This window comes from Ruegeria sp. N8, from assembly GCF_056531325.1.
The window spans coordinates 557,644-579,223 of sequence record NZ_JBQFLQ010000002.1 but is presented as its reverse complement, the minus strand read 5'-3'; the positions used below and the strand labels follow the sequence as shown (position 1 = coordinate 579,223).

Sequence of the window (21,580 nt, the reverse complement as noted above, 5' to 3'; positions counted from 1 at the left end):
TCTTGGGACTTAGCCGACAAGACCGTTATCGGCGCGTTTGATCGCAATGACCGACGAGCGCGGCGTGCCGCCGTCGGGCCAGTTGCTGCCGGGGTGCTGGATGCCGACAAACATGGTCCGCAGGTCTGTGGACCACGCCAGACCGGTCACCTCACAGCCGTTCGGGCCAGTCATGAAGCGTGCAATCTCACCGGTCACGGGATCACCAACCAGCATCTGGTTGTTGCCGTTGCCTGCGAAATCTTCCTCGTTGTCGTCATTCCCGTCTGTCTGGATCCAGATCAGACCGGTCGAATCGATCACCATACCGTCGGGCGAGTTGAACAGGTTGCCCTCGTTCACGTTGGGCGAACCGGCGCGGTCATCGGAATGCACGGTGGGGTTGCCTGCCATGACGTACAGGTCCCAATCGAACGCTTGGGCGGCGTGGTCGTCATTGGCCGGACGCCAGCGAACGATCTGACCATACTTGTTGGCTTCACGCGGGTTGGCCGCGTTGACCGAGGTATCATCACCACCGGCGTTTGGCTTGACGCCGCGGTTCTTGTTGTTGGTCAGGCAGCAATAGGCCTCGACCGCGACCGGGCTGGAGGCGACCCATTCGGGGCGGTCCATGGTGGTGCCGCCCGCTTTGGAGGCGGCCATGCGGGTAAAGATGCGAATCTCGGCATCGTCCATTCCGGTGGTTTCCGGGGTCAGAGCCAGCCATTCACCCTTCATGTCGTCGTTGAACTTGGCGACATAAAGCGTGCCGTCGTTCAGCAGGCTCTCGGTTTCACCACCGGGCTGATAGGTGCCGTTCGAGACGAACTTGTACAGGTATTCACCACGTTCATCGTCGCCCATGTAGACAACCACGCGACCGTCGGCAGCCAGGGTGACTTCGGCGTTCTCGTGCTTGAAACGACCCAGACCAGTGTGTTTGACAGGGGTGCTGTCAGGCTTGATTGGGTCAATCTCGACGATCCAGCCTGCGCGATGCGGCTCGTTGGGGTTCTTCGAGGTGTCAAAGCGCGGGTCAAAGAACTCGTAACCGTTCCAGCTTTCGGCCTTGATACCGTAGCGCGCCATACCGTCCGAGACCTTCTGGTCATAGGCGGCATTTTCATCCGACGAGCCGAAGTAGCCATTGAAGTTCTCTTCGCAGGTCAGATAGGTGCCCCAGGGCGTCTTGCCCGCACCACAGTTGTTCATGGTGCCCAACGAGGTGGTGCCGGTCGGATCAGCCTCGGTTTTCAGCAGGTCATGACCGGCTGCGGGGCCAACGATTTTCATCGGAGTGTTATGATGAATACGGCGGTTGAAGGGGCTGTCTTTGACAACAGACCAGCCCTCAGGGCCTTCGGTGATTTCCATGACTGTCACGCCTTGGATGTTCTGCAGCTTCAGAACATCACCTGCGTTTGCCGGAACACCTTCCGCAGCGGCCGGCAGGTTGATCTTGCGGTTGGGGTATTCGTGGTTGATCGCGATCAGTTCGTGACCCTGGAACGAGAACGTTTCCATCCCGTCAGTGTTCTCACCAAAGATACGGTCGGATTTTTCGACCGAACCACCATCGGCGATGTCATAGCCGTCGGCATCCGAGAACAGCGGATCGCCCCAGCGCATCATGACTTTCCATTCGTACCCTTCGGGGACGTGAACGGTGCCGTCGGTCTGGGCTGCGATCGGGGTAAAGGCAAAGCGCGACGCGTCAGCGGCTTGTGCCGAGGTCGAGCTGAGCAGACCTGTGCCCATTGCGGCAGCGCCCGATCCAAAGGCCACCACACCGGCCAGAAAACCACGGCGGGAAATGGCGCTTTCGACCACGCGGTCAAAGTCGTTTTCCTCGGGGCGGGGGAAGTGCAGCTCGTCCCAGTCGTCTGCGGAAAGTGTGGTGTTGTCGACGTCTTTCATGGATGGCTCCTGGCTAAAATGAAAGTTGATGAACGGCATTTAAGAGGTCTTTGTGACAGGTTCTTAACAGCGCCAATAAAGCCGCTGTATTTCGACCTGAAAGTAGACTCATTTTTGATGCGCTGAAACGCGCCAAAGCCCTGTCTGCGAGACGCAAGCAGGGTTTTCAGTCATCAAAGCGGATTGATCACATCGTCGTGATTGGGTTAGCGCAGCCGCTGCCCATCAGCATTGAACCGATACGCTTTTTCGGGCGCGAACCCAAGACGCAGGTCTTGGCCTTCGGATATTGCGTGTTGCCCGAACAAGCGCGCCGTCACCGAATGGTTCTGAACGGTCGCAATGACGTTGGTATCACCGCCCAGCTTTTCGACATGGCTGACCTGCGCTGACAGTGGGCCGTCGTCAGATAGGAACAGGTCTTCGGGGCGAATACCAAGGGTGTCTGACCCCTGATCCAGCAGGCTTTCGGGCAGGAAGTTCATCGAAGGAGATCCAAGGAATCCCGCAACAAACTGGTTGGCGGGGTTGTTATACAGCTCCATCGGTGAGCCGATCTGTTCCACCCGGCCATCGCGCAGAACTACGATCTTGTCGGCCAGTGTCATCGCCTCGGTCTGGTCGTGGGTGACATAGATCATCGAGGCATCCAGTGCCCGGTGAAGGTTTGCAATCTCAATACGTGTGTTCATCCGCAGCGCCGCGTCGAGGTTCGAGAGCGGCTCGTCAAACAGAAACAGTTTCGGCTCACGCACGATAGCCCGCCCGATGGCGACGCGTTGGCGCTGACCGCCGGACAGCTCAGATGGATAGCGGTCCAGATATTCCTCAAGGTTCAGCATCCGGCTGGCGCTGGCGACGCGCTCCTCGATCACCGCTTTGGGCTGCTTCTCCTGTTTCAGCGCCAGTGTCATGTTCCCGCGCACGTTCAGATGGGGATAGAGCGCATAGCTTTGGAATACCATCGCGATGCCACGTTTCGACGGCGGCACAAGATTGACGGTCTGGCCGTCGATATTGATCTCACCCGAGGACGCATCCTCCAACCCTGCGATCACCCGCAGCAGGGTGGATTTGCCACAGCCCGAGGGGCCGACGAAAACGACAAACTCGCCTTCTTCGACCTCAAGCGAGATGTCTTTGAGGACATGCACCTCGCCAAAGGATTTGTTCACATTGGTCAAGGTCAGAGCAGTCATGTTGCGGACTCCTTAAGCGAAACGGGCTGGCCAATGCGGATGCTTTCATCGGCGGCCAGACAAATGGCGAGGGATTGGACGGCGTCATTCATGTGGCGCGTCAGGTCGATATCGTTTGCGATGGCGCGCAGCATATACGCCTGCTCGGCGTCACAAAGCTCTTGATGGCCGGGCTCATCGGGCATCTCAACCGTACGGTCACCGCCCGGCGTGTGGATCAGTAGACCACCAACCTTGGTGTGGCCATCGATATTCGCCGACGCGCCTTTGTTGCCGTCGGTGATCGAGACCGAGCCGTTGGGCGAGACGATATCTTTCACGAAAAATGCGGTTTCGGACATCATCGGGCCCCATCCGGCCTCGTACCAGCCGACCGAGCCGTCCTCGAAAATCACCTGAAACTGGCCGTAATTATACATGTCGTCGGCGATCTCATCGGACAGGCGCAGGCCCATGCCATGCACGCGGACGGGCTGCGCATCGGTGATCTGGCACATCACATCCACATAATGCACACCACAATCCACGATGGGGGATGTGGTCTGCATCAGCGCCTTATGCGTCTCCCACTCAGCGCCTGAGGATTGCTGGTTCAGGTTCAGGCGGAACACATACGGCCCGCCCAGGTCCCGCGCCTCGGCAATCAGGCGCATCCAAGAGGGGTGATGGCGCAGGATATATCCGACGACCAGTTTGCGGTTCAGGCGAGTGGCGGTTTCGACCACGCGCCGTGCATCGGCCACGTTGGTGGCCAGCGGCTTTTCGACAAACACATGCGCGCCAGCCTCCATTGCGGCGCAGGCGAAATCGGCGTGGCTGTCGGAATAGGTGGCGACGACCACCAAATCGGGTTTGGTCTCGGCCAGCGCGGTGTGGAAATCCGAATAGGCGGGGTATTGGCCCAGCTCGGGGTGATCCACGTGGCCCGAGCGGTTCACCAGCCCCACGATCTGCGCGTCCGCGTTGTTGTGATGAGCCAGCGCGTGGCTGAGACCCATATTGCCAAGGCCAGCGATCAGAACTTTGGTCATTTGACAGCTCCCGAAGTGATGCCGCGGATCAGTTGGCGCGAGAAGATGACATACAGAACCAGCACTGGCAGGATCGCCATCGACAGGGCCGACAGAACCGCGTTCCAGTCGGTGACGAACTGTCCGATAAAGACCTGACTGCCCAGCGTGAGCGTCTTGGTTTCTTCAGCCGGGGCGAGGATCAGCGGGAACCACAGATCATTCCAGATCGGGATCATGTTGAACACGGCCACGGTCGCCATCGCGGGCCTGACCAGAGGCAGAACCAGCCGGAAAAAGATCGTATATTCCGACAGCCCGTCGATACGGCCCGCGTTTTTCAGATCATCACTGACCTGTCGCATGAACTCCGACAGGATGAACACGGCCAACGGCAGCCCTTGCGCGGTGTAAACCAGGATCAGCGCCCAAAGCGTGTTCACCAGCCCGGTGGCCACCATCATCTCAAGGATCGCCACAGTGCCGATGCGTATCGGGATCATGATCCCCAGCGCCAGATAAAGCCCCATCAGCAGGTTGCCCTTGAACTGATATTCCGACAGCGCATAGGCCGCCATGGCCCCGAACAGCAGGATGAAAAACAGCGATGCGACGGTGACGATCATAGAGTTCTGGAAGTAGAGGAAGAAATCCCCCTGCTTCATTACCGTCTCATATCCGATCATGGAAAAACTGTCGGCATTCGGTAGCGCCAGCGGCTCGCGGAAGATCGCGCGGCGGGATTTGAAGCTGTTGATGATGATCACAAAAACCGGGAACAGGGCGATCAGCGTGTAAAGGATCAGCGCCCCGTGCATCGCGGCGGTATTCAGCGGGTTATGACGTGCTTTGTTCATCGCTGGCCCCTCACAGTTGATACCGGCGCATCCGGGTCTGGATGCCGAACAGGTATATGCAGACGCCCACAAGGATGATCGCGAACATGGCCCCGGCGATGGCGGAACCCATATGCGGGTCGCCCAATTGCAGTTGGAACCCAAAGAAGGTGCGGTACATGAAGGTGCCTAAGATATCGGTCGAGAAATCCGGCCCCGCCAGCGCGCCTTGGGCGGCATAGATCAGGTCGAACGCGTTGAAATTGCCCACGAAAGTCAGGATCGAGATGATCCCGATCGAGGGCAGGATCAGCGGTAGTTTGATCTTCCAGAAGGCCGAGGCCCCGGTGATGCCGTCGATCTCTCCGGCTTCAAGGATTTCCTCGGGGATGGTCAGCAGGGCGGCATAGATCAGCATCATCGGGATGCCCACAAATTGCCAGACCGAGATCAGCGCCAGCGTGGTGAGCGCATATTCCTCTTTCCCCAGCCACGGCGCAAACAGGGATTTCAGGCCCACGGCATCCAGCATCGACGGCGCGATGCCCCAGATGGGTGACAGGATCAGTTTCCATGCAAAGCCCACGATCACAAAGCTCAGGATCGTTGGGATGAATATCGCCGACCGATAGAGCGCCGAGAACCGCAGGCGCGGGTGGCTGAGCAGGGCTGCCAGTGCGATCCCGATGGGGTTTTGAACAAGCATATGGATCAGGAAGAACCAGAAGTTGTTGCCCAAAGCGTTCCAGAACTGCTCGGACCAGATGGGATCGAAAAACAGCGTTTGAAAGTTCTGCAAGCCCACGAACACGCGGCTCTGATCCACTTCGGAATAGAGCGCCAGCCGCAGCGTGTTGAACAGCGGGAAGATCATCACCGCCGTATAGACCAGCACAGCAGGGGCCAGAAACACGACGATATGCCAGCGGAAGCGGGGGCGGTTCATGGGTCAGCTTTCAAAGGGGTGTCAGGGGGTACTCGGGCGGGATGAGCCGCCCGAGTAGGGGGCAGTTTACTGGTGCGGCGCGTACCAGGAGGCTAGGCCTTCCTGCAACTCGGCGCCCAGTTCTTCGGGCGATTTGGCGCCCTTGATGGCGGCGACCGATGCGCCCCAGGTCTCATTCTCGAGGTTCGGCGTGCCGCGCGACAGGATTTGATAGGTCGAGCGGATGGTCGATTCACACTCATCCCGCCAGCCGACGATTTCCTTAGCCAGCGGGTCCTGCAGTTCAACCGGTGTGCTGGACAGCGGGAAGAAGCCGGGCAGGGCGTTGCCAAAGATTTCCGCGAATTCGGGGCTTGCGACCCAGGCCAAGAAGGTTTCGGCTGCTTCGGGGTTCTCGGTCGCGGCGTTCATGCCGATGCCGATATCGGTGTGGTCCGAGATATAGCAAGTATCGCCCGCGTTGCGGACCGGGGGCTTGAATGCGCCCATCTCGAAATCGGCTTGCGTGTTGAAGCCCGAGATTTCCCACGATCCGGCGGGATAAATCGCCGCGCGGCCCAGTGTGAAGATGTTCTGACTGTCGGGATAGGTCTGTGCCTCATACCCGTCGCCCATATACTCGCCCCAACGGGCCAGTGTTGCGTAAGGTGCGGTCCAGGCCTCATCCGTCAGCTTCTGCTCACCTTTGATAAGCGCTTGACGGCCTTCTTCACCTTTCCAGTAGTTCGGGCCGATGTTGTTGTAACCCATTGTGGCGGCTTCCCACTGGTCATTGGTGCCCATCGCGATCGGGATATAGGTGCCGTCTTCCTTGATCTTGTCCAGCGCGGCAAAGAACTCATCCTCGGTGGTGGGCACGTCGATGCCTAGCTCGTTGAAGGCGTCCTTGTTGTAGATGAAGCCGTGGATCACCGAGGCCATCGGAACGCAGAAGCTGACCGCGCCGTCATCGGTCTGCCACGCGGATTTGGCGACGTCCGAGAAATTGCTCATGGCTTCAACGCCCGAAAGGTCCGTCAGGTGTCCTGCCTCATACAACGCCAGCGAAGCATCGAAGGGGCGACAAGTGATCAGATCACCGGCCGAGCCCGCATCCAGTTTCGAGTTCAGAACAGCGTTGTATTCGGCGGGCGCCGATGGGGTGAACTGGACCTTGATGCCGGGGTTGGCGGCCTCGAATGCAGGGATGATCTGGTCTTGCCACAGGGTCAGGTCATCGTTGCGCCAGCTTTCGATGGTGATCGTCACGTCTTCGGCCAAGGCCGATGTTGCCACCAAGGTTGTGCCCAGCAGGGCCAGTTTCAGGCTTTTGTGTTTCATTTCAGTCTCCAAGTTGGTTAGCGGTTGTTATCTGTTGTAAGAACGGTGCTGAGGTTTCCGCCCGAGTTGCCCAGTTGGGTCATGGCCTCGGGCAATGACAGGCCGAGCGCCGCGATCAGGATCGCTGGTTTGACCTCACCCTTGGCTGTGTCCAGCGCGGATTGCGCGACAGCGGTGTCTACATTTGCAATACGCGCTACGATCCCTGCGGCGCGGGCGCGCAACTTGTCATTGTCGGCGCGCAGGTTGACCATCATGCCGCCATGCACATGCCCCAACTTTAGCGCCATAAGGGATGACAGCATGTTCAGGGCTATCTTCTGCGCCGTACCAGCCCCCATGCGGGTCGAGCCCGAGATCAACTCCGGCGGCGTGGCCAGCAGGATCGGGATGTCCGCATTCAGCAGCAGGGGGCTGCCTGCATTGTTGGCGATGCCGATCACCTTGGCACCTTTGGACTGTGCGATGGTGCTGGCGATTAGGGTGTAGGGTGTCGATCCACTGGCCGACACAGCGATGACAATGTCATGCGGGCGCAAGTCTTGCAACGCGTCGGCAAGGCCCGCATCCGCGTCTTCTGCTGCGCCGGGCATTTCAACCCCGGTGGGCAGGCCTCCTGCCATGTGAATGCGCAACCGCGAGGGTGAGATCGAAAACGTGCCGCCCAGCTCTTGGGCATCTGCGGCGGCCATCAATCCTGACGAGCCCGCCGCCACATAGTGCAGCACCCCGTCCGTACGCAAAGTCTCTGCCATTGCCAGCGCAGCCTGCGCGATGCTGTCGACGGCCCCCTCAACCGCCTGCGCCGCAGCGATTTGACCGGCGGCCAAGGCGCGGGCGGAGCCTGCCAGATCGCTCGGGTCAAGTCGTGCGGCATCAGTGTGCAGTTGTTCAGTCGACGGCAGCGTCAAGAGAATCCCCCTTACAGTTCCTTTACAATACCTATCTAATACCACCTGTCCATAACTTTCTTATTGCGACCGAGATGAAGGATTTTTTCGCATAAATCTCTCCAAAATCCCTGATCATCGCAGGTTTGATCTTTTCTGATGGCAAAAGGTATTATAATGGTATTGTCATGAGTGAGTCTGAAAACCACGCAGTTTTGGCCGTTGATGGCGGTGGAACCCGATGCCGGGTTGCCTGCGATGTGGATGGTGAAGTCCATGCGGTCGAAACAGGTGCGGCCAATGTCTCAACCGATTTTGAGGGTGGTGCCGACCAGATCAGGACGGGCGTCGCGCGTTTGGCCGAACGTCTCGGACGGCCCGCCGCTGACCTGTTCGATTGGCCCGCTTTCGTAGGCTTGGCCGGAGTGACTGGGGATGCGGTAGCTGGGCGCTTGCAGGCTGTTCTGAATTTGACGAATGCCCGGGTGGAAGATGATCGGCCAGCCGCCGTCCGAGGGGCCTTGGGCGCGACAGACGGCCTTGTCGCGCATTGCGGCACGGGCTCATTCCTTGCGCTCCAGACTCGTGGTCGCATGCGGTTTGCTGGGGGATGGGGGTCAGTCCTTGGGGATGAGGCTTCAGCCCAATGGGTCGGACGTCGCGCCTTGGCCGAAGCGTTGAATGTTGCAGATGGTGTTCAGGAAAGCTCGGGCCTGACCCGGGCCCTGTCTGATCGGTTGGGTGGTACCGCAGGCATTGTTGCATTTGCAGGCCAAGCGTCGCCGGGAGAGTTTGGCACGTTGGCGCCGCAGGTTACGTCGGCGGCGGTCGATGGAGATATCGTTGCCCGGAAAGTCCTGCAAACAGGTGCGGATTACCTTACGGATATGGCCGCCCGTTTGGGTTGGAAACCCGATCTGACGCTATGTCTGACCGGGGGAATTGCACCGCACTACGCCGACTACCTGCCCGGCGAAATGCAAGAGGCAATCCGCCCGCCGCAGGGGGAGCCGCTGGCAGGTGCGTTGGCTTTGGCAAAGGAGGTGGCAGATGAGCATCGCTGAATTCCTGCGCGCCGATGCATGGCTAAGCCCTGAAAACGGCCCTCGATACGTACAGCTGCGCCGCCGGTTGCAAGAGGGGATCGACACCGGTGTGCTGGCCCCCAATGCGTCGCTGCCGTCAGAACGGGAATTGGTGGAAATCACCGACCTGTCCCGCGTCACCGTACGCAAAGCAATCCAGGAGCTAGTGCAAGAAGGCGTGATCGAACAGCGTCAGGGGTCGGGTTCGTTCATCCGCGAGCGCGTGCCTCGGGTCGAGCAATCGCTGACCCATCTGACATCATTCACCGAAGATATGTCGAGCCGGGGGATGCAGACCACCTCTAAATGGTTGGAACGTGGCGTGTTCGCCGCAACACCACACGAGGTGGCCGCGCTGAACCTGTCGGACGGCGCGCAAATCGCCCGTATCTATCGTCTGCGCGAGGCGGATGGCCGCCCGCTGGCGCTGGAAAAAGCGGCCTTGCCCTTGGACATCCTGCCAAACCCGATCGAGGTGACGACCTCGCTCTACGAGGTGCTGGATGGGTTGGGTCATCGTCCGGTACGGGCGGTTCAGAAGATCTCGGCGCTTAATCTGGCAGCGCGCGAGGCCGAGTTGCTGGACGTGCCTGAAGGGGCGGCGGGGCTGAATATCGAACGTCTCTCATTTCTCAAAAACGGTCGGGTCGCAGAGCTGACCCGCTCGCTCTATCGCGGTGACGCCTATGATTTCGTCGCCGAGCTACGGCTATAGCCGGAAGGATCAAAGGCCGATGTCTGAACATACATCCAAGATGCGTCAGGAAATTCTGGAAATTCCCGATGCGGTCGACCGACTGCTGGGCAGTGGCGCGGCCAATATTCAAAACGCCGCAGGGCTGGTCCGCGACGCCGATCCGCGGTTTATGATCACCGTGGCGCGCGGGTCGTCGGACCATGCGTGCAGCTATCTGAAATATGCCAGTGAGTTGCTCCTTGGTCTGCCTGTGGCCTCGGTCGGGCCGTCGGTCAGTTCAATCTACGGGGCCGATCTGATGGCGCGGGGGGCGGTCTGTGTGTCCGTGTCGCAGTCCGGCCAAAGCCCTGACATCGTCGGGTTGACGCGGTCGTTGCGGTCTTCGGGCGCGGTGGCACTGGCGATCACAAACAATTCAACCTCGCGTCTGGCGGAAACTGCTGACGCGGTGCTGCCGCTGCACGCCGGTCCTGAACTGAGCGTTGCGGCGACCAAGACCTTCGTAACCTCGCTTGTCGCGGGTCTGTGGATGCTGGCCGAGGTCAAAGGGGATGCCGACTTGCTGGCGGCTATCCGGGCTCTGCCCGCCCAATTGGACCGCGCAGCCCGTTGCGACTGGTCCGCAGCGGCGTCGGCGATTACGGGTCGGTCTCTGTTTACGCTGGGCCGGGGGCCGTCCTTTGCGGTGTCGGGCGAGGCGGCATTAAAGATCAAGGAGACCTGCCAGATTCACGCTGAAAGCTATTCGGCTGCCGAAGTGCTGCACGGCCCCGTCTCGATCGTTGAAGAGGGGTTCCCTGCAATCATTTTCGCTGCTCAGGATGCGGCGGAGGAGACAACCGCACAGGCTGCTGATGCTTTGGCTGAAAAAGGCGCGGTGGTGTTTGCGACGACGGATCGGGTCACGCGAGCGCAGTCTTTGCCGGCCGAGCGCACGGATCACTGGATTACCGATCCGATCACGGCGGTCACCGCCTTCTACAGCATGGTCGAATCGGTTGCCAGTATGCGAGGAATCGACCCTGACGCGCCGCGCCACCTCAAGAAAGTGACCGAGACGGTATGACAACGGACAGGGTGATCTTTCGAAACGGGGCAATCTTTGATGGCAAGCGGTTGCTGTATGATCATGCGTTGATCTTTGACGGCGATGCCACCGGGAGGATTGTGTCCGATGCGAATATAGCGACCGGTGACTATGTCGATCTGAACGGAGACATCGTCAGCCCCGGTTATGTAGACTTGCAGGTGAATGGTGGCGATGGGGTCATGCTGAATGACGTCCCCTCGGTCGAAACGATCCGGCGCATCGCGCAGGCTCATCGCCGGTTGGGGGTCGCCGCGCTGCTGCCGACTTTGATCACGGATACGGCCAATAAGACCCGTGCCGCGATTGATGCTGCCATTCACGCCGTCAATGAGGGCGTGCCGGGCGTCGCCGGGTTACATCTGGAGGGGCCTCACCTGTCGGTTGCGCGCAAAGGGGCGCATGATGGCGATCTGATCTGTCCGATGTCTGATGCAGACCTCGCTGCCTTGATAGAGGCGGCGGGTCATCTGCCCTGTCTCAAAGTGACTGTGGCGCCCGAATCAGTCTCAGAGCAGCAGGTTCGCGCGCTAAGCGATGCGGGTGTACTGGTATCGTTGGGGCATACTGATGCGGATTTCGCCACCTGCCAGCGCTATGCCGCCGCTGGTGCGCGATGTGTGACCCATCTGTTCAACGCCATGAGCCAGTTGGGCAACCGCGAACCCGGATTGGTCGGCGCGGCGTTGTCGAATGGTGGGTTTTCGGCCGGGCTGATTGCTGATGGCATCCATGTCCACCCGCAGGTCATGCGGGCGGCGTGGGCGGCTAAAACCGGACCGGGGCAAATCTATCTGGTCAGCGACGCGATGGCGGTTGCAGGAACGGATCAATCCGAGTTTCGTCTGGAAGGGCGCAGGATCACCCGCACTGACGGGCGGCTGACGCTGGAAGACGGGACGCTGGCTGGCGCGGATCTGGATTTGACGACTGCCATCCGGGTGCTGGTCACGCAAGTGGGCGTGCCTTTGCCTGCGGCGCTGGTCGCTGCCACCACCTATCCTGCACAGTTGATCGGGCGAATGCCGGGCGCTGCCATCACCCGCGACAGCATGATCCGCATCAGCGGAACGCTCGACAAGTGCGCGTGGCTGTAGGCAGTCGCGCCCTTTTTCTGCCGCACCGGGAGGGAGATTATTTTCCAGGAATGATTTTGAAATCCGGCACCGAACGGCGCTTGACGCCATCTGACGCATCGCTTAAACCGACCTCCGCTGAGCGGGCGTCGTATACTGGCTATTACCTCAGCCTTCCAAGCTGATGAAGCGGGTTCGATTCCCGCCGCCCGCTCCAAATCAGCCCTTACATTCTGCGTCAAAAGGCCCGTTTGAGGCTGCATTTCTGCCGTGCAGCTTGACCCCACCTGCACTGACCGCCAAGAAGCGCATTAGTAAGTTTGAACACGACGTAGGGCCCAGTCATGGCAAGAAACGCCTCAGCCAGTCCATCCGCAAAAGCTGCGCCCGGCGCTAGCGAAGAGCGCGCGCGATCCCGGAAAATAGGCGTTCTGGCCTCTCTTTGGCCCTTCATGAAGCCGTACCGCCTGTTGATGATCGGGGCGACGCTGGCATTGATCCTCACGGCCAGTATGACGCTGACCCTGCCACTGGCCGTGCGCCGAGTGGTCGATAATTTCCGCATCGAAGATGGCGAGCTGCTGGATTGGTATTTTCTGGCCGCGCTGGGCATTGCTGGAATTTTGGCCATCGGTACAGGCATCCGCTATGCGCTGGTGACGCGGCTGGGTGAGCGCGTGGTGGCCGATATTCGCAAGGCCGTCTTCGATCGCGTCATCGGGATGAGCCCCGAATTCTACGAACGGATTATGACCGGAGAAGTTCTAAGCCGGATCACCACAGACACCACGTTGATCCAGTCGGTGCTGGGTTCGTCCGTGTCGATTGCGCTGCGCAACATGTTGATGTTTGTCGGCGGATTGGTGCTGATGTTGCTGACCTCGGCCAAGCTGACAGCGATGGTCCTTCTGCTGATCCCGCTGGTCGTAGTACCGATTCTGGTTCTGGGTCGCCGTCTGCGGGTCATCAGCCGCGAAAATCAGGACTGGATCGCCGCCTCATCCGGCAATGCAGGCGAGGCACTGAGTGCGGTTCAGACCGTTCAGGCGTTTACCCACGAACAGGCAAGCCGCGCTCAGTTCGGTGAGATGACAGAAACTTCGTACGAAGTTTCTCTGCGCCGAATCCAGACTCGTGCGGTGCTGACGGTGATCGTGATTTTTCTGGTCTTCTCCGGCATCGTGGGCGTTTTGTGGATGGGGGCGAATGACGTCCGTAATGGCGTGATGACTGAGGGCGTTTTAATCCAGTTCGTGATCTATTCAATCATCATGGCAGGCTCGGTCGCGGCCCTGTCCGAGATCTGGAGCGAACTTCAGCGCGCCGCGGGGGCGACCGAACGCCTGGTTGAATTGCTGAATGCACAAGACACGGTGAACGATCCAACGGCGGCCAAAGCGCTGCCTGCACCCGTGCGTGGCGAAATCAGGTTTGAAAACGTAACCTTCCGTTATCCTGCGCGCCCTGATGTTGTTGCGCTGGACCAGATGTCGTTGACCGTAAGTCCTGGCGAAACAGTTGCCTTTGTCGGTCCTTCTGGTGCAGGCAAAACGACTGTCATTCAGATGATCCAGCGGTTTTATGACCCAGACGCTGGTGGCGTTAGTCTGGACGGTGTCGACCTGCGCAACCTGAACCGGGCTGAATTCCGCCGCCACATGGCGCTGGTGCCGCAGGACCCGACGATCTTTGCCGCATCGGCCCGCGAGAACATTCGCTTTGGTCGTCTGGATGCAACAGATGCCGAGGTCGAGGCCGCCGCCCGCGCCGCTGCCGCGCATGATTTCATCTCGGTGTTACCAGAAGGCTATGACAGTTTTGTCGGCGAGCGCGGGGTGATGCTGTCGGGCGGTCAGAAACAGCGCATCGCCATCGCGCGCGCCATCCTGCGCGATGCACCGGTTCTGCTGCTGGACGAGGCGACCTCGGCGCTGGATGCAGAAAGTGAGCGCGCGGTGCAGGGGGCCGTGGATCAGATGCGCGCCGGACGAACCACTCTGATCGTGGCGCACCGTCTGGCCACCGTCAAAAAGGCCGACCGTATCGTGGTGATGGAGGCAGGCCAAATTGTGGCACAGGGCACCCATGACGACCTGGTAGCACAAGATGGGCTATATGCACGTCTGGCGCGACTTCAGTTCACAGACGGGGTCGCGGCTGAATAGGCTGACGCGAGGGAAAGGCCTAACCGCCGCAGCGTCATTTTGTTTTTCTGACTCTGTGCCGCTAAGCCCTTGCTTGAACCAGCGCGGTTTTGCACCCATCCTACTGTGGAATAATCCGCGCGAAGCGTGCGGCACAATAGGGAGGAGACGCATGGCCTTTGAGGGGATCGACGACAAGGTAAAACTTGAACAAGAAATGCCGTGGGAGGATCGGGATATCCCGGTCACGTTCCACCAGATGCTGTCTCGTACAGCGGCCCGGTATCCGAATAGCAGCGCGGTTAGTTTCCAACTGTTTTCCGGCCCTACGGACAAGGCCGAGACGCTGACATGGTCGGGTTTGCTGGGCAAGGTCAATCAGGCCGCCAACCTGTTTCGGTCGCTGGGCGTCGGGGAAAAGGATGTGGTCGCGTATATCCTGCCCAATTGCAACGAAACGCTGATCACCATGATGGGTGGCGCAGTTGCGGGGATCGTCAACCCGATCAATCCGCTGCTGGAGCCTGAACAGATTGCGGCCATTTTACGGGAAACCGGTGCCAAGGTGGTTGTGACGCTCAAGTCCTTCCCCAAGACCGATGTGGCGCAAAAAGTGGAAGAGGCCGTGCGCCATGCACCCAAGGTCAACACCATCCTTGAGATTGACCTGAATCGCTATCTGACGCCGCCCAAGTCATGGATCGTTCCTTTCCTGCGTCCCAAAATGGGCGACAAGGAACATCTGGCTCACGCGGATTACAAAAGCTTCAACGCTGAACTGGCCAAGCAACCAACCACGCTGACATTTGAAGACAGCATAGAAGACCGCGTTGCCTGCTATTTCCATACCGGCGGCACAACGGGCATGCCCAAAGTGGCGCAGCACAAGTACTCGGGCCTGATCTATAACGGTTGGCTGGGCGACACGCTGCTGTTCTCGGAAGAGGACGTGGTCATGTGCCCGCTGCCGATGTTCCATGTGTTCGCCGTGCACGTGATCATGATGGCAGCCGTATCTTCGGGCGCGCATGTGATCTTCCCGACACCACAGGGCTATCGTGGTGATGGTGTCTTTGACAATTTCTGGAAGCTGATCGAGCGCTGGAAGGTGACGTTCATCATCACCGTGCCTACCGCGATTGCCGCCAAGATGCAGCGCCCCGTGGATGCCGATATCTCAACCGTCAAAACCGCGTTCTCGGGCTCAGCCCCCTTGCCCGTGGAGCTGTTCCGTAGATTTGAAGAGGCCACAGGTGTCACCATTGTCGAAGGGTACGGCCTGACCGAAGCGACATGCCTTGTGTCTTGCAACCCGGTGGATGGTGAGAAAAAGATCGGCTCGATCGGGATTCCGTTCCCCTATACGGACGTCAAAATATTGACCGACGGACCGGATGGACCAGTGGAGTCTGCGGCCAACGAAATCGGTGAAATTTGCGTTTCCAATCCCGGCGTTTATGCGGGCAATACCTATACCGAATCGGAAAAGAACGTCGACCTCTACCACTTTGACTCATATCTGCGCACAGGCGATCTGGGGCGGTTCGATGAGGATGGCTATCTGTGGATCACCGGACGTGCCAAGGATCTGATCATCCGGGGTGGACACAACATCGATCCCGCTGAAATTGAAGAGGCCCTTCTGGGCCATGACGCGGTCGCCTTCGCTGGGGCCATCGGTCAGCCCGATGCCTACGCAGGCGAGGTGCCTTGCGCCTTTGTCGAGCTGGTTGACGGTGCCTCGGTCACCGAGCAGGAGTTGATGGAATACTGCGACGTTCACGTCCACGAACGTGCCGCGCAGCCCAAGCATATGACCATTCTCGATGAATTGCCGAAAACCGCGGTGGGCAAAGTGTTCAAGCCTGAACTGCGGAAACAGGCGATCACCCGCATCTACAATGGCGCGCTGGAAAAGGCGGGCGTGGATGCGCGGGTCGTCTCGGTGCTCGATGATAAAAAGCGTGGTCTTGTTGCACAGCTTGACGCGAACGGCTCCTCAGAGGACGATGTCAGCAAAGTGCTGGGCGCATTCACCCGGCCATGGGAATGGGCTGCCTGATCGCGGAGGGGACATGGATTATGAACGCCTGATTGATGAAGAAACTTGGGCGTTCATAAGCAGGACCGCCGAAAGCTATCCCGATGATGCGGTCGATCTTTCGATCCAGGATCAGCGCGGGGTCTATGACGCGATGTGTCGTGACTTTCGGCAGCCGCGCCCGATGGGGGTCGAGGCTGAGGACAAGCACGCCGACGGCGTGCTTGTTCGCGTCTATACTGCCGGTGATCCGACGCGGACGGTGGTTTATCTGCATGGCGGTGGTTTTGTTGTCGGTGGGCTGGACAGCCATGACGACGTTTGCGCCGAGATTTGTGCGCAGACGGGATATCGGGTGGTGGCGGTAGACTATCGCCTTTGCCCTGAACATGTGCACCCCGCGCAGTTTCAGGACGCATGGACGGCAGTGAACTGGGCCGCGAAGGAATATGGTAACGCGCTGGTATTGGCGGGGGACAGTGCAGGAGGCAATCTGGCTGCTGCCGTCACCCATCATGCACGGAGTCGGCTGGATACGATTTTGGGGCAGGTTCTGATCTATCCCGGTTTGGGTGGTGATCGGACCAAGGGATCGTATCTGGAACATGCCCACGCGCCGCTTTTGACGCTGGATGATATCGTTTTCTACGAAAAGGTGCGGTGCAGCGGAGAACCTCCTCAGAGCGATCCGACTTACGCGCCGTTGCAGGACAGCGATTTCTCGAACCTGCCTCCGACCGTGGTTGTGACTGCTGATTGCGACCCGCTGCGCGATGACGGGCCCGACTATTGCGCCCAGATCACGCAGGCCGGAGGGGTTGCCCATTGCATCAACGAACCAGGCCTTGTGCATGGCTATCTGCGGGCGCGCACCTCGGTTAAACGCGCCGCAGACAGTTTTGAGCGGATATCCGTCGCTATTGAGGCATTGGGCCAACAGATCTGGCCCTACGATTGATTACTTCAAGAACGGCTTGGCTTTCATCGTCTCGGCGATTGGTGCGCCCATCCGGTTCAGGATCGTGGGTGCCAGTTGCAACTGGTCGATCACCGTATCAGCCTCGGGGCCTTTGGCATCGCCGAAATAATACAGTGCTGTTTCCTGTTGCAGTGGTCCGCGCCCGCCGTGATGACCTCGTTCATCCTGCCCGTGGTCGGCGGTGACGATCACTTCATAGCCCAACTGCCGCCAGCGGGGGATGAATGGGGCCAGCATCTCGTCTGCGACGAAACAGGCGTGGTCCATTTCCTCGCAATCATGGAAGAACCGGTGCCCCATGCTGTCCAGGGTACAGGCGTGTAGAATGCCGTAATCCAGTCCGAAGCGCAGGCACAGGTTGGTCAGGGTGGCATAGAGATCGACATCGGACGGCGTCATCTGGTTCGCCTTGCCGTAGCCGGTCATTGTGTGGAACCGACCGTGATTGATTGTGGTGCTGTCCGGCTCGTCATATTCCACGTCCCGCACATAGTCGAAGGGATGGCGGTTGAAGAACTGCGACCAATAGCTGTGGGTGACAGCTCCGGTGACGCCTCCGGCCTCGCGAACCTGGCTGAACACGTCCTTGTGGCTCAGGCGGAAGACATTGCCGTTACCGGTGCAGCCATGTTCCTGTGGTGTCACCCCGGTGTGGATCGAGGCATAGCAACTGGCCGAGGTTGATGGCAGCACCGAGCGCAGCTTCCACACGCGCGCCTCGCCGCTGTCGACCCAGCCTTCAAGGTTGCCGAACAGACGGCGGAAATTGCGCCAGGGAACACCGTCGAGGATGATGAGAAGAAGTTTGCGGTCCATGGTTCGGCCTTTTCATGGGATCTTTCGGCGACCCTACGAGATTCGCAGGGCAGGGGCAGCTTGTTCACGCCCCAAATAGCAAAATCCCGACACCTGTTTATGACAAGCGTCGGGATTTTTTGATTGTTTTGCGTGGGATCAGTTCCCGGCGCTTTCCATCTTGCGGTGGGCGACCACCTCTTCCAGCCAGCCAAGATGCATTTCGGGCACCGAGCTGAGCAGAAGGTCGGTGTAGTCGTCGAACGGTGGGCTCAGCACTTGTGATTTCGGGCCGTAGCGGACCACGCGACCCTGATACATCACCGCGATACTGTCGCTGATCGCACGGACTGTCGCCAGATCGTGGGTAATGAACAGATAGGCCACGTCCTCGATCTTTTGCAGGTCCAGAAGCAGTTTCAGGATGCCGTCCGCCACCAGCGGGTCCAGTGCCGAGGTGACCTCGTCGCAGATGATCATCTTGGGCTTGGCCGCCAGTGACCGCGCGATGCAGACACGCTGTTTCTGCCCACCAGACAGTTCTGCCGGATAGCGGTCGATGAACTTCTCGCCCAGCTCGATTTCATCAAGCAGTTCCACGATCCGCTTGCGTTTTTCCGCACCGCGCATATTGAAGTAGAACTCCAGCGGCCGGCCGATGATGGTGCCCACGGTTTGACGCGGGTTCATCGCAACGTCGGCCATCTGGTAGATCATCTGCAACTCGCGCAGGTCCTCGCGGGTACGTCCCTTGAGGTCGGGCGACAACTTACGCCCGTTGAACGTGATCTCACCTTCACGAGGAGGCAGCAAGCCAGTAATCACCCGCGCCAACGTGGACTTGCCCGAGCCGGATTCGCCCACAACTGCCAGTGTCTGCCCAGGATGGAGGTCAACATTGACGTTGTGCAGCACGTCGAAATTCAGCCCCTTGTAGCGCGCAGTGATGCCGGCAATGCTCAGCACCGGTTCCGCTGTGGGCTGTTTCTCCTCATGCTCGATGGACCGGACCGAGACAAGCGCCTTGGTATAGTCTTCCTGCGGGTTGTTGATGATCTGGTCGGTATTGCCGTATTCGACCGTGTTGCCCATGCGCAAAACCATGATGTCATCGCTCACCTGCGCAACGACGGCAAGGTCATGGGTGATATAGAGCGCGGCAACGCCGGTATCCGCGATGGCTTCCTTGATGGCCATCAGAACGTCGATCTGCGTGGTCACATCCAGCGCCGTGGTGGGTTCGTCGAACACCACCAGATCAGGCTCGGGGCACAGGGCCAGTGCCGTCATGCAACGCTGCAACTGCCCGCCCGAGACCTGGTGCGGGTAGCGGTTACCAATATTGTCCGGGTCCGGCAGACCCAACTTGGCGAACAGCTCTCGCGCGCGGGCTTCGGCCTCTTTCCGGCTGAACTTTTTCTGCTCAACTGCGGCTTCAACCACCTGATCCATGATCTTCTTGGCTGGGTTGAAGGACGCCGCGGCGGATTGGGACACATATGTGACCTCGCCCCCGCGCAACTTGCGGATATCGCCGTGCGACGACTTGAGGATATCACGCCCGTTAACCCAGACCTCGCCCCCGGTGATCTTCACACCGCCCCGGCCATAGGCCATAGAGGCCAGACCGATGGTAGACTTGCCGGCCCCGGATTCACCGATCAACCCCAGCACCTTGCCGCGTTCGAGGTCAAAATCGACTCCGTGCACGATTTCGATGTCATGGGGCTTTTCGCCTGGCGGATATACCGTCGCGCCAATCTTGAGGCCACGGACTTTGAGAAGCGGTTCACTCATCCCCGGCCTCCTTTCAGTGATGTGGTGCGGTTCAAGATCCAGTCAGCCACAAGGTTGACCGAGATCGCCAACGTAGCGATGGCCACAGCCGGATACAGTGCCGCGCCGATGCCGTAGACGATGCCGTCCTTGTTTTCCTTCACGATCCCGCCCCAGTCGGCCAGCGGCGGCTGAACGCCAAGGCCCAGGAAAGAAAGGGTCGAGATGAACAGAACCATGAAGATGAACCGTAGCCCGAACTCGGCCACCAATGGCGACAGGGCGTTGGGCAGGATCTCGCGGAAGATGACCCAAGAGCGGCCTTCTCCGCGCAGCTTGGCGGCCTCGACATAGTCCATGACGTTGATGTCCACCGCGACCGAGCGCGACAGGCGGTAGGGGCGCGTTGCATCCAGCAGGCCCATCACCAGGATCAGGATCGGAACGGTTACGGGCACGATGGCCAGAATGACCAAGGCCAGGATCAGCGTCGGGATCGACATAATCAGGTCAACCGTCCGGCTGAGAACCTGATCCGCCCAGCCACCAAGAACCGCAGCCAGCAGGCCCAGGGAGGTGCCGGTGAGAAAGCTGAGGATCGTAGCGGCCGCGGCGATAAAGATCGTCGTGCGCCCACCATAGATCATGCGGGTCAGCAGGTCGCGACCGATGTTGTCGGTACCCAGCAGATGCGCGGAGCTTGAAGGCTCCCACACATCGCCGACGACCTCGGCCATGCCATAGGGGGCGATCAGCGGGGCGGCGAAGGCGACGAAGAAATACAGGCCCGTAAAAAACAGACCGATCATCGCCGAAATAGGGATATTCTTCATCATTTCGGGTGCCTCAGTCTTGGGTTGGCAAGGATCGAGACGATGTCAGCCACCATATTCAGCCCGATATAGACGGCGGCAAAGACAACGCCGCAGGCCAGAACAACAGGCACGTCACGTTTTGTCACCGAGTCGACCAGATACTGGCCCATGCCGGGATAAACGAACACCACCTCAACCACGACGACGCCCACGACCAGATAGGCCAGGTTCAGCATCACGACGTTGACGATCGGCGAAATTGCATTGGGAAACGCATGCCGCGCGATGACCTGAAAGTTCGACAGGCCCTTCAACTCGGCCGTTTCGATATAGGCCGATTGCATCAGGTTTAGGATCGCGGCGCGGGTCATGCGCATCATCTGCGCCAGAACCACCAGTGTCAGCACGAAGGCCGGCAGGGCGATGGCGTTCAGTTTTTGACCGAATGACATCGACTCGTTAATCATCGCCAGCGATGAGAACCATCCCAGTTTCACCGAGACAAAGTAGATCACCACGTAGCCGATCAGGAATTCCGGTATCGAAACCGTGGTCAGGGTGATCGCAGAAATCAGTTTATCCGGCCAGCGATTGCGGAACCGGACGGCCAGAAGACCCAAAAAGATCGCAAGCGGAACCGACACGACTGCGGCGGCACAGGCCAAAAACAGGGTATTGCCCAAACGTTTGCCGATGCTTTCAGCGATATCCAGCTTGTTGGTCAGTGATTGTCCCAGATCGCCCTGTAAAATACCCCCCAGCCACTCGAAATAGCGGGTCAGGGCAGGGCGGTTGAGGCCCATTTCCTCGCGCAGGTTTGCCAGAGATTCAGGGGTTGCGGACTGCCCCAGGACGGCTTGCGCGGCGTCTCCGGGAAGGGCTTCGGTCAGGCCAAAAATCAGGGCCGAAGCGCCGAGCAGCAAGAGGAGTCCCAGCGCAATGCGCTGGGAAACCAATTTGACAATAGGATGCATGATCCGTGGTC

Annotated in this window: 18 protein-coding genes and 1 tRNA gene; 8 read left to right on the top strand and 11 right to left on the bottom strand. The window is 59.4% G+C overall.

Annotated elements, in window-relative coordinates; all coding sequences use genetic code 11:
- Positions 1-9 precede the first annotated feature (9 nt).
- From ACR0C5_RS06940 to ACR0C5_RS06910, 7 genes are all read right to left on the bottom strand, one after another.
- Positions 10-1,899: a PhoX family protein gene (locus ACR0C5_RS06940; RefSeq protein ID WP_480875526.1), complete on the bottom strand. Its 1,890-nt coding sequence runs from the start codon at positions 1,897-1,899 to the stop codon at positions 10-12.
- A gap of 206 nt (positions 1,900-2,105) precedes the next feature.
- Positions 2,106-3,098: an ABC transporter ATP-binding protein gene (locus tag ACR0C5_RS06935; RefSeq protein ID WP_170783917.1), complete on the bottom strand. Its 993-nt coding sequence runs from the start codon at positions 3,096-3,098 to the stop codon at positions 2,106-2,108.
- Positions 3,095-4,129, bottom strand: coding sequence for a Gfo/Idh/MocA family protein (locus ACR0C5_RS06930; RefSeq protein WP_480875524.1), 1,035 nt, complete (start codon positions 4,127-4,129; stop codon positions 3,095-3,097). The genes ACR0C5_RS06935 and ACR0C5_RS06930 overlap by 4 nt, the downstream gene beginning before the upstream one ends.
- Positions 4,126-4,965 (bottom strand): carbohydrate ABC transporter permease, encoded by an 840-nt coding sequence (locus ACR0C5_RS06925; RefSeq protein ID WP_170352414.1) that lies wholly within the window; start codon positions 4,963-4,965, stop codon positions 4,126-4,128. Before ACR0C5_RS06925 ends, ACR0C5_RS06930 begins: the two co-directional genes overlap by 4 nt.
- 10 nt (positions 4,966-4,975) lie before the next feature.
- Positions 4,976-5,890, bottom strand: a complete 915-nt coding sequence (locus ACR0C5_RS06920) for a carbohydrate ABC transporter permease (protein WP_170352415.1) — start codon at positions 5,888-5,890, stop codon at positions 4,976-4,978.
- Between the two features lie 66 nt (positions 5,891-5,956).
- Positions 5,957-7,210, bottom strand: coding sequence for an ABC transporter substrate-binding protein (locus ACR0C5_RS06915; RefSeq protein ID WP_480503253.1), 1,254 nt, complete (start codon positions 7,208-7,210; stop codon positions 5,957-5,959).
- Positions 7,211-7,227: 17 nt separating this feature from the next.
- Positions 7,228-8,121 (bottom strand): N-acetylmuramic acid 6-phosphate etherase, encoded by an 894-nt coding sequence (locus ACR0C5_RS06910; RefSeq protein WP_480875520.1) that lies wholly within the window; start codon positions 8,119-8,121, stop codon positions 7,228-7,230.
- A 167-nt stretch (positions 8,122-8,288) separates the two neighbouring features.
- On the opposite strand from ACR0C5_RS06910, the gene ACR0C5_RS06905 reads away from it, so the two are divergent.
- The 8 genes from ACR0C5_RS06905 to ACR0C5_RS06870 all read left to right on the top strand — a co-directional run bounded on the left by ACR0C5_RS06905 (position 8,289) and on the right by ACR0C5_RS06870 (position 17,188).
- The gene (locus tag ACR0C5_RS06905) at positions 8,289-9,164 is read left to right on the top strand and encodes a glucosamine kinase nucleotide-binding domain-containing protein (RefSeq protein WP_480875518.1); all 876 of its coding nucleotides are present in this window, start codon (positions 8,289-8,291) and stop codon (positions 9,162-9,164) included.
- On the top strand, positions 9,151-9,900 hold the full coding sequence (locus ACR0C5_RS06900; RefSeq protein ID WP_170769091.1) for a GntR family transcriptional regulator: 750 nt from the start codon (positions 9,151-9,153) through the stop codon (positions 9,898-9,900). Before ACR0C5_RS06905 ends, ACR0C5_RS06900 begins: the two co-directional genes overlap by 14 nt.
- A 19-nt stretch (positions 9,901-9,919) precedes the next feature.
- Positions 9,920-10,948, top strand: a complete 1,029-nt coding sequence (locus tag ACR0C5_RS06895) for an SIS domain-containing protein (RefSeq protein WP_170788221.1) — start codon at positions 9,920-9,922, stop codon at positions 10,946-10,948.
- The gene (gene nagA, locus ACR0C5_RS06890; RefSeq protein ID WP_480875515.1) at positions 10,945-12,066 is read left to right on the top strand and encodes an N-acetylglucosamine-6-phosphate deacetylase; all 1,122 of its coding nucleotides are present in this window, start codon (positions 10,945-10,947) and stop codon (positions 12,064-12,066) included. The genes ACR0C5_RS06895 and nagA overlap by 4 nt, the downstream gene beginning before the upstream one ends.
- A gap of 121 nt (positions 12,067-12,187) precedes the next feature.
- Positions 12,188-12,262: transfer RNA gene (locus ACR0C5_RS06885), tRNA-Gly, on the top strand.
- A gap of 127 nt (positions 12,263-12,389) precedes the next feature.
- Entirely contained in the window at positions 12,390-14,210 is a 1,821-nt protein-coding gene (locus tag ACR0C5_RS06880; RefSeq protein ID WP_480875512.1) for an ABC transporter transmembrane domain-containing protein, read from the top strand.
- Between the two features lie 151 nt (positions 14,211-14,361).
- Positions 14,362-16,251 carry an acyl-CoA synthetase gene (locus tag ACR0C5_RS06875; protein WP_480875509.1) on the top strand — a complete coding sequence of 630 codons (1,890 nt, stop codon included), beginning with the start codon at positions 14,362-14,364 and terminating at the stop codon, positions 16,249-16,251.
- Positions 16,252-16,264: 13 nt separating this feature from the next.
- On the top strand, positions 16,265-17,188 hold the full coding sequence (locus ACR0C5_RS06870) for an alpha/beta hydrolase (RefSeq protein ID WP_480875507.1): 924 nt from the start codon (positions 16,265-16,267) through the stop codon (positions 17,186-17,188).
- Here the strand turns inward: ACR0C5_RS06870 and ACR0C5_RS06865 are convergent, their stop codons facing one another.
- The 4 genes from ACR0C5_RS06865 to ACR0C5_RS06850 all read right to left on the bottom strand — a co-directional run bounded on the left by ACR0C5_RS06865 (position 17,189) and on the right by ACR0C5_RS06850 (position 21,569).
- Complete coding sequence (locus tag ACR0C5_RS06865) at positions 17,189-18,025, bottom strand: alkaline phosphatase family protein (RefSeq protein ID WP_170788226.1); 837 nt, start codon at positions 18,023-18,025, stop codon at positions 17,189-17,191.
- Between the two features lie 138 nt (positions 18,026-18,163).
- Positions 18,164-19,801 carry an ABC transporter ATP-binding protein gene (locus ACR0C5_RS06860; RefSeq protein ID WP_170783936.1) on the bottom strand — a complete coding sequence of 546 codons (1,638 nt, stop codon included), beginning with the start codon at positions 19,799-19,801 and terminating at the stop codon, positions 18,164-18,166.
- Positions 19,798-20,613: an ABC transporter permease gene (locus tag ACR0C5_RS06855; protein ID WP_480503367.1), complete on the bottom strand. Its 816-nt coding sequence runs from the start codon at positions 20,611-20,613 to the stop codon at positions 19,798-19,800. The genes ACR0C5_RS06860 and ACR0C5_RS06855 overlap by 4 nt, the downstream gene beginning before the upstream one ends.
- Positions 20,613-21,569, bottom strand: a complete 957-nt coding sequence (locus ACR0C5_RS06850) for an ABC transporter permease (RefSeq protein ID WP_480875503.1) — start codon at positions 21,567-21,569, stop codon at positions 20,613-20,615. The genes ACR0C5_RS06855 and ACR0C5_RS06850 overlap by 1 nt, the downstream gene beginning before the upstream one ends.
- Positions 21,570-21,580 lie beyond the last annotated feature (11 nt).

Bases quoted from the DNA above. Each gene is read 5' to 3' on its own strand.
- ACR0C5_RS06940 (WP_480875526.1), bottom strand. From the start codon at position 1,899: ATGAAAGACGTCGACAACACCACACTTTCCGCAGACGACTGGGACGAG.
- ACR0C5_RS06925 (WP_170352414.1), bottom strand. From the start codon at position 4,965: ATGAACAAAGCACGTCATAACCCGCTGAATACCGCCGCGATGCACGGG.
- nagA (WP_480875515.1), top strand. From the start codon at position 10,945: ATGACAACGGACAGGGTGATCTTTCGAAACGGGGCAATCTTTGATGGC.
- ACR0C5_RS06935 (WP_170783917.1), bottom strand. From the start codon at position 3,098: ATGACTGCTCTGACCTTGACCAATGTGAACAAATCCTTTGGCGAGGTG.
- ACR0C5_RS06895 (WP_170788221.1), top strand. From the start codon at position 9,920: ATGTCTGAACATACATCCAAGATGCGTCAGGAAATTCTGGAAATTCCC.
- ACR0C5_RS06870 (WP_480875507.1), top strand. From the start codon at position 16,265: ATGGATTATGAACGCCTGATTGATGAAGAAACTTGGGCGTTCATAAGC.
- ACR0C5_RS06900 (WP_170769091.1), top strand. From the start codon at position 9,151: ATGAGCATCGCTGAATTCCTGCGCGCCGATGCATGGCTAAGCCCTGAA.
- ACR0C5_RS06880 (WP_480875512.1), top strand. From the start codon at position 12,390: ATGGCAAGAAACGCCTCAGCCAGTCCATCCGCAAAAGCTGCGCCCGGC.
- ACR0C5_RS06860 (WP_170783936.1), bottom strand. From the start codon at position 19,801: ATGAGTGAACCGCTTCTCAAAGTCCGTGGCCTCAAGATTGGCGCGACG.
- ACR0C5_RS06930 (WP_480875524.1), bottom strand. From the start codon at position 4,129: ATGACCAAAGTTCTGATCGCTGGCCTTGGCAATATGGGTCTCAGCCAC.
- ACR0C5_RS06855 (WP_480503367.1), bottom strand. From the start codon at position 20,613: ATGAAGAATATCCCTATTTCGGCGATGATCGGTCTGTTTTTTACGGGC.
- ACR0C5_RS06920 (WP_170352415.1), bottom strand. From the start codon at position 5,890: ATGAACCGCCCCCGCTTCCGCTGGCATATCGTCGTGTTTCTGGCCCCT.
- ACR0C5_RS06875 (WP_480875509.1), top strand. From the start codon at position 14,362: ATGGCCTTTGAGGGGATCGACGACAAGGTAAAACTTGAACAAGAAATG.
- ACR0C5_RS06850 (WP_480875503.1), bottom strand. From the start codon at position 21,569: ATGCATCCTATTGTCAAATTGGTTTCCCAGCGCATTGCGCTGGGACTC.
- ACR0C5_RS06915 (WP_480503253.1), bottom strand. From the start codon at position 7,210: ATGAAACACAAAAGCCTGAAACTGGCCCTGCTGGGCACAACCTTGGTG.
- ACR0C5_RS06865 (WP_170788226.1), bottom strand. From the start codon at position 18,025: ATGGACCGCAAACTTCTTCTCATCATCCTCGACGGTGTTCCCTGGCGC.
- ACR0C5_RS06905 (WP_480875518.1), top strand. From the start codon at position 8,289: ATGAGTGAGTCTGAAAACCACGCAGTTTTGGCCGTTGATGGCGGTGGA.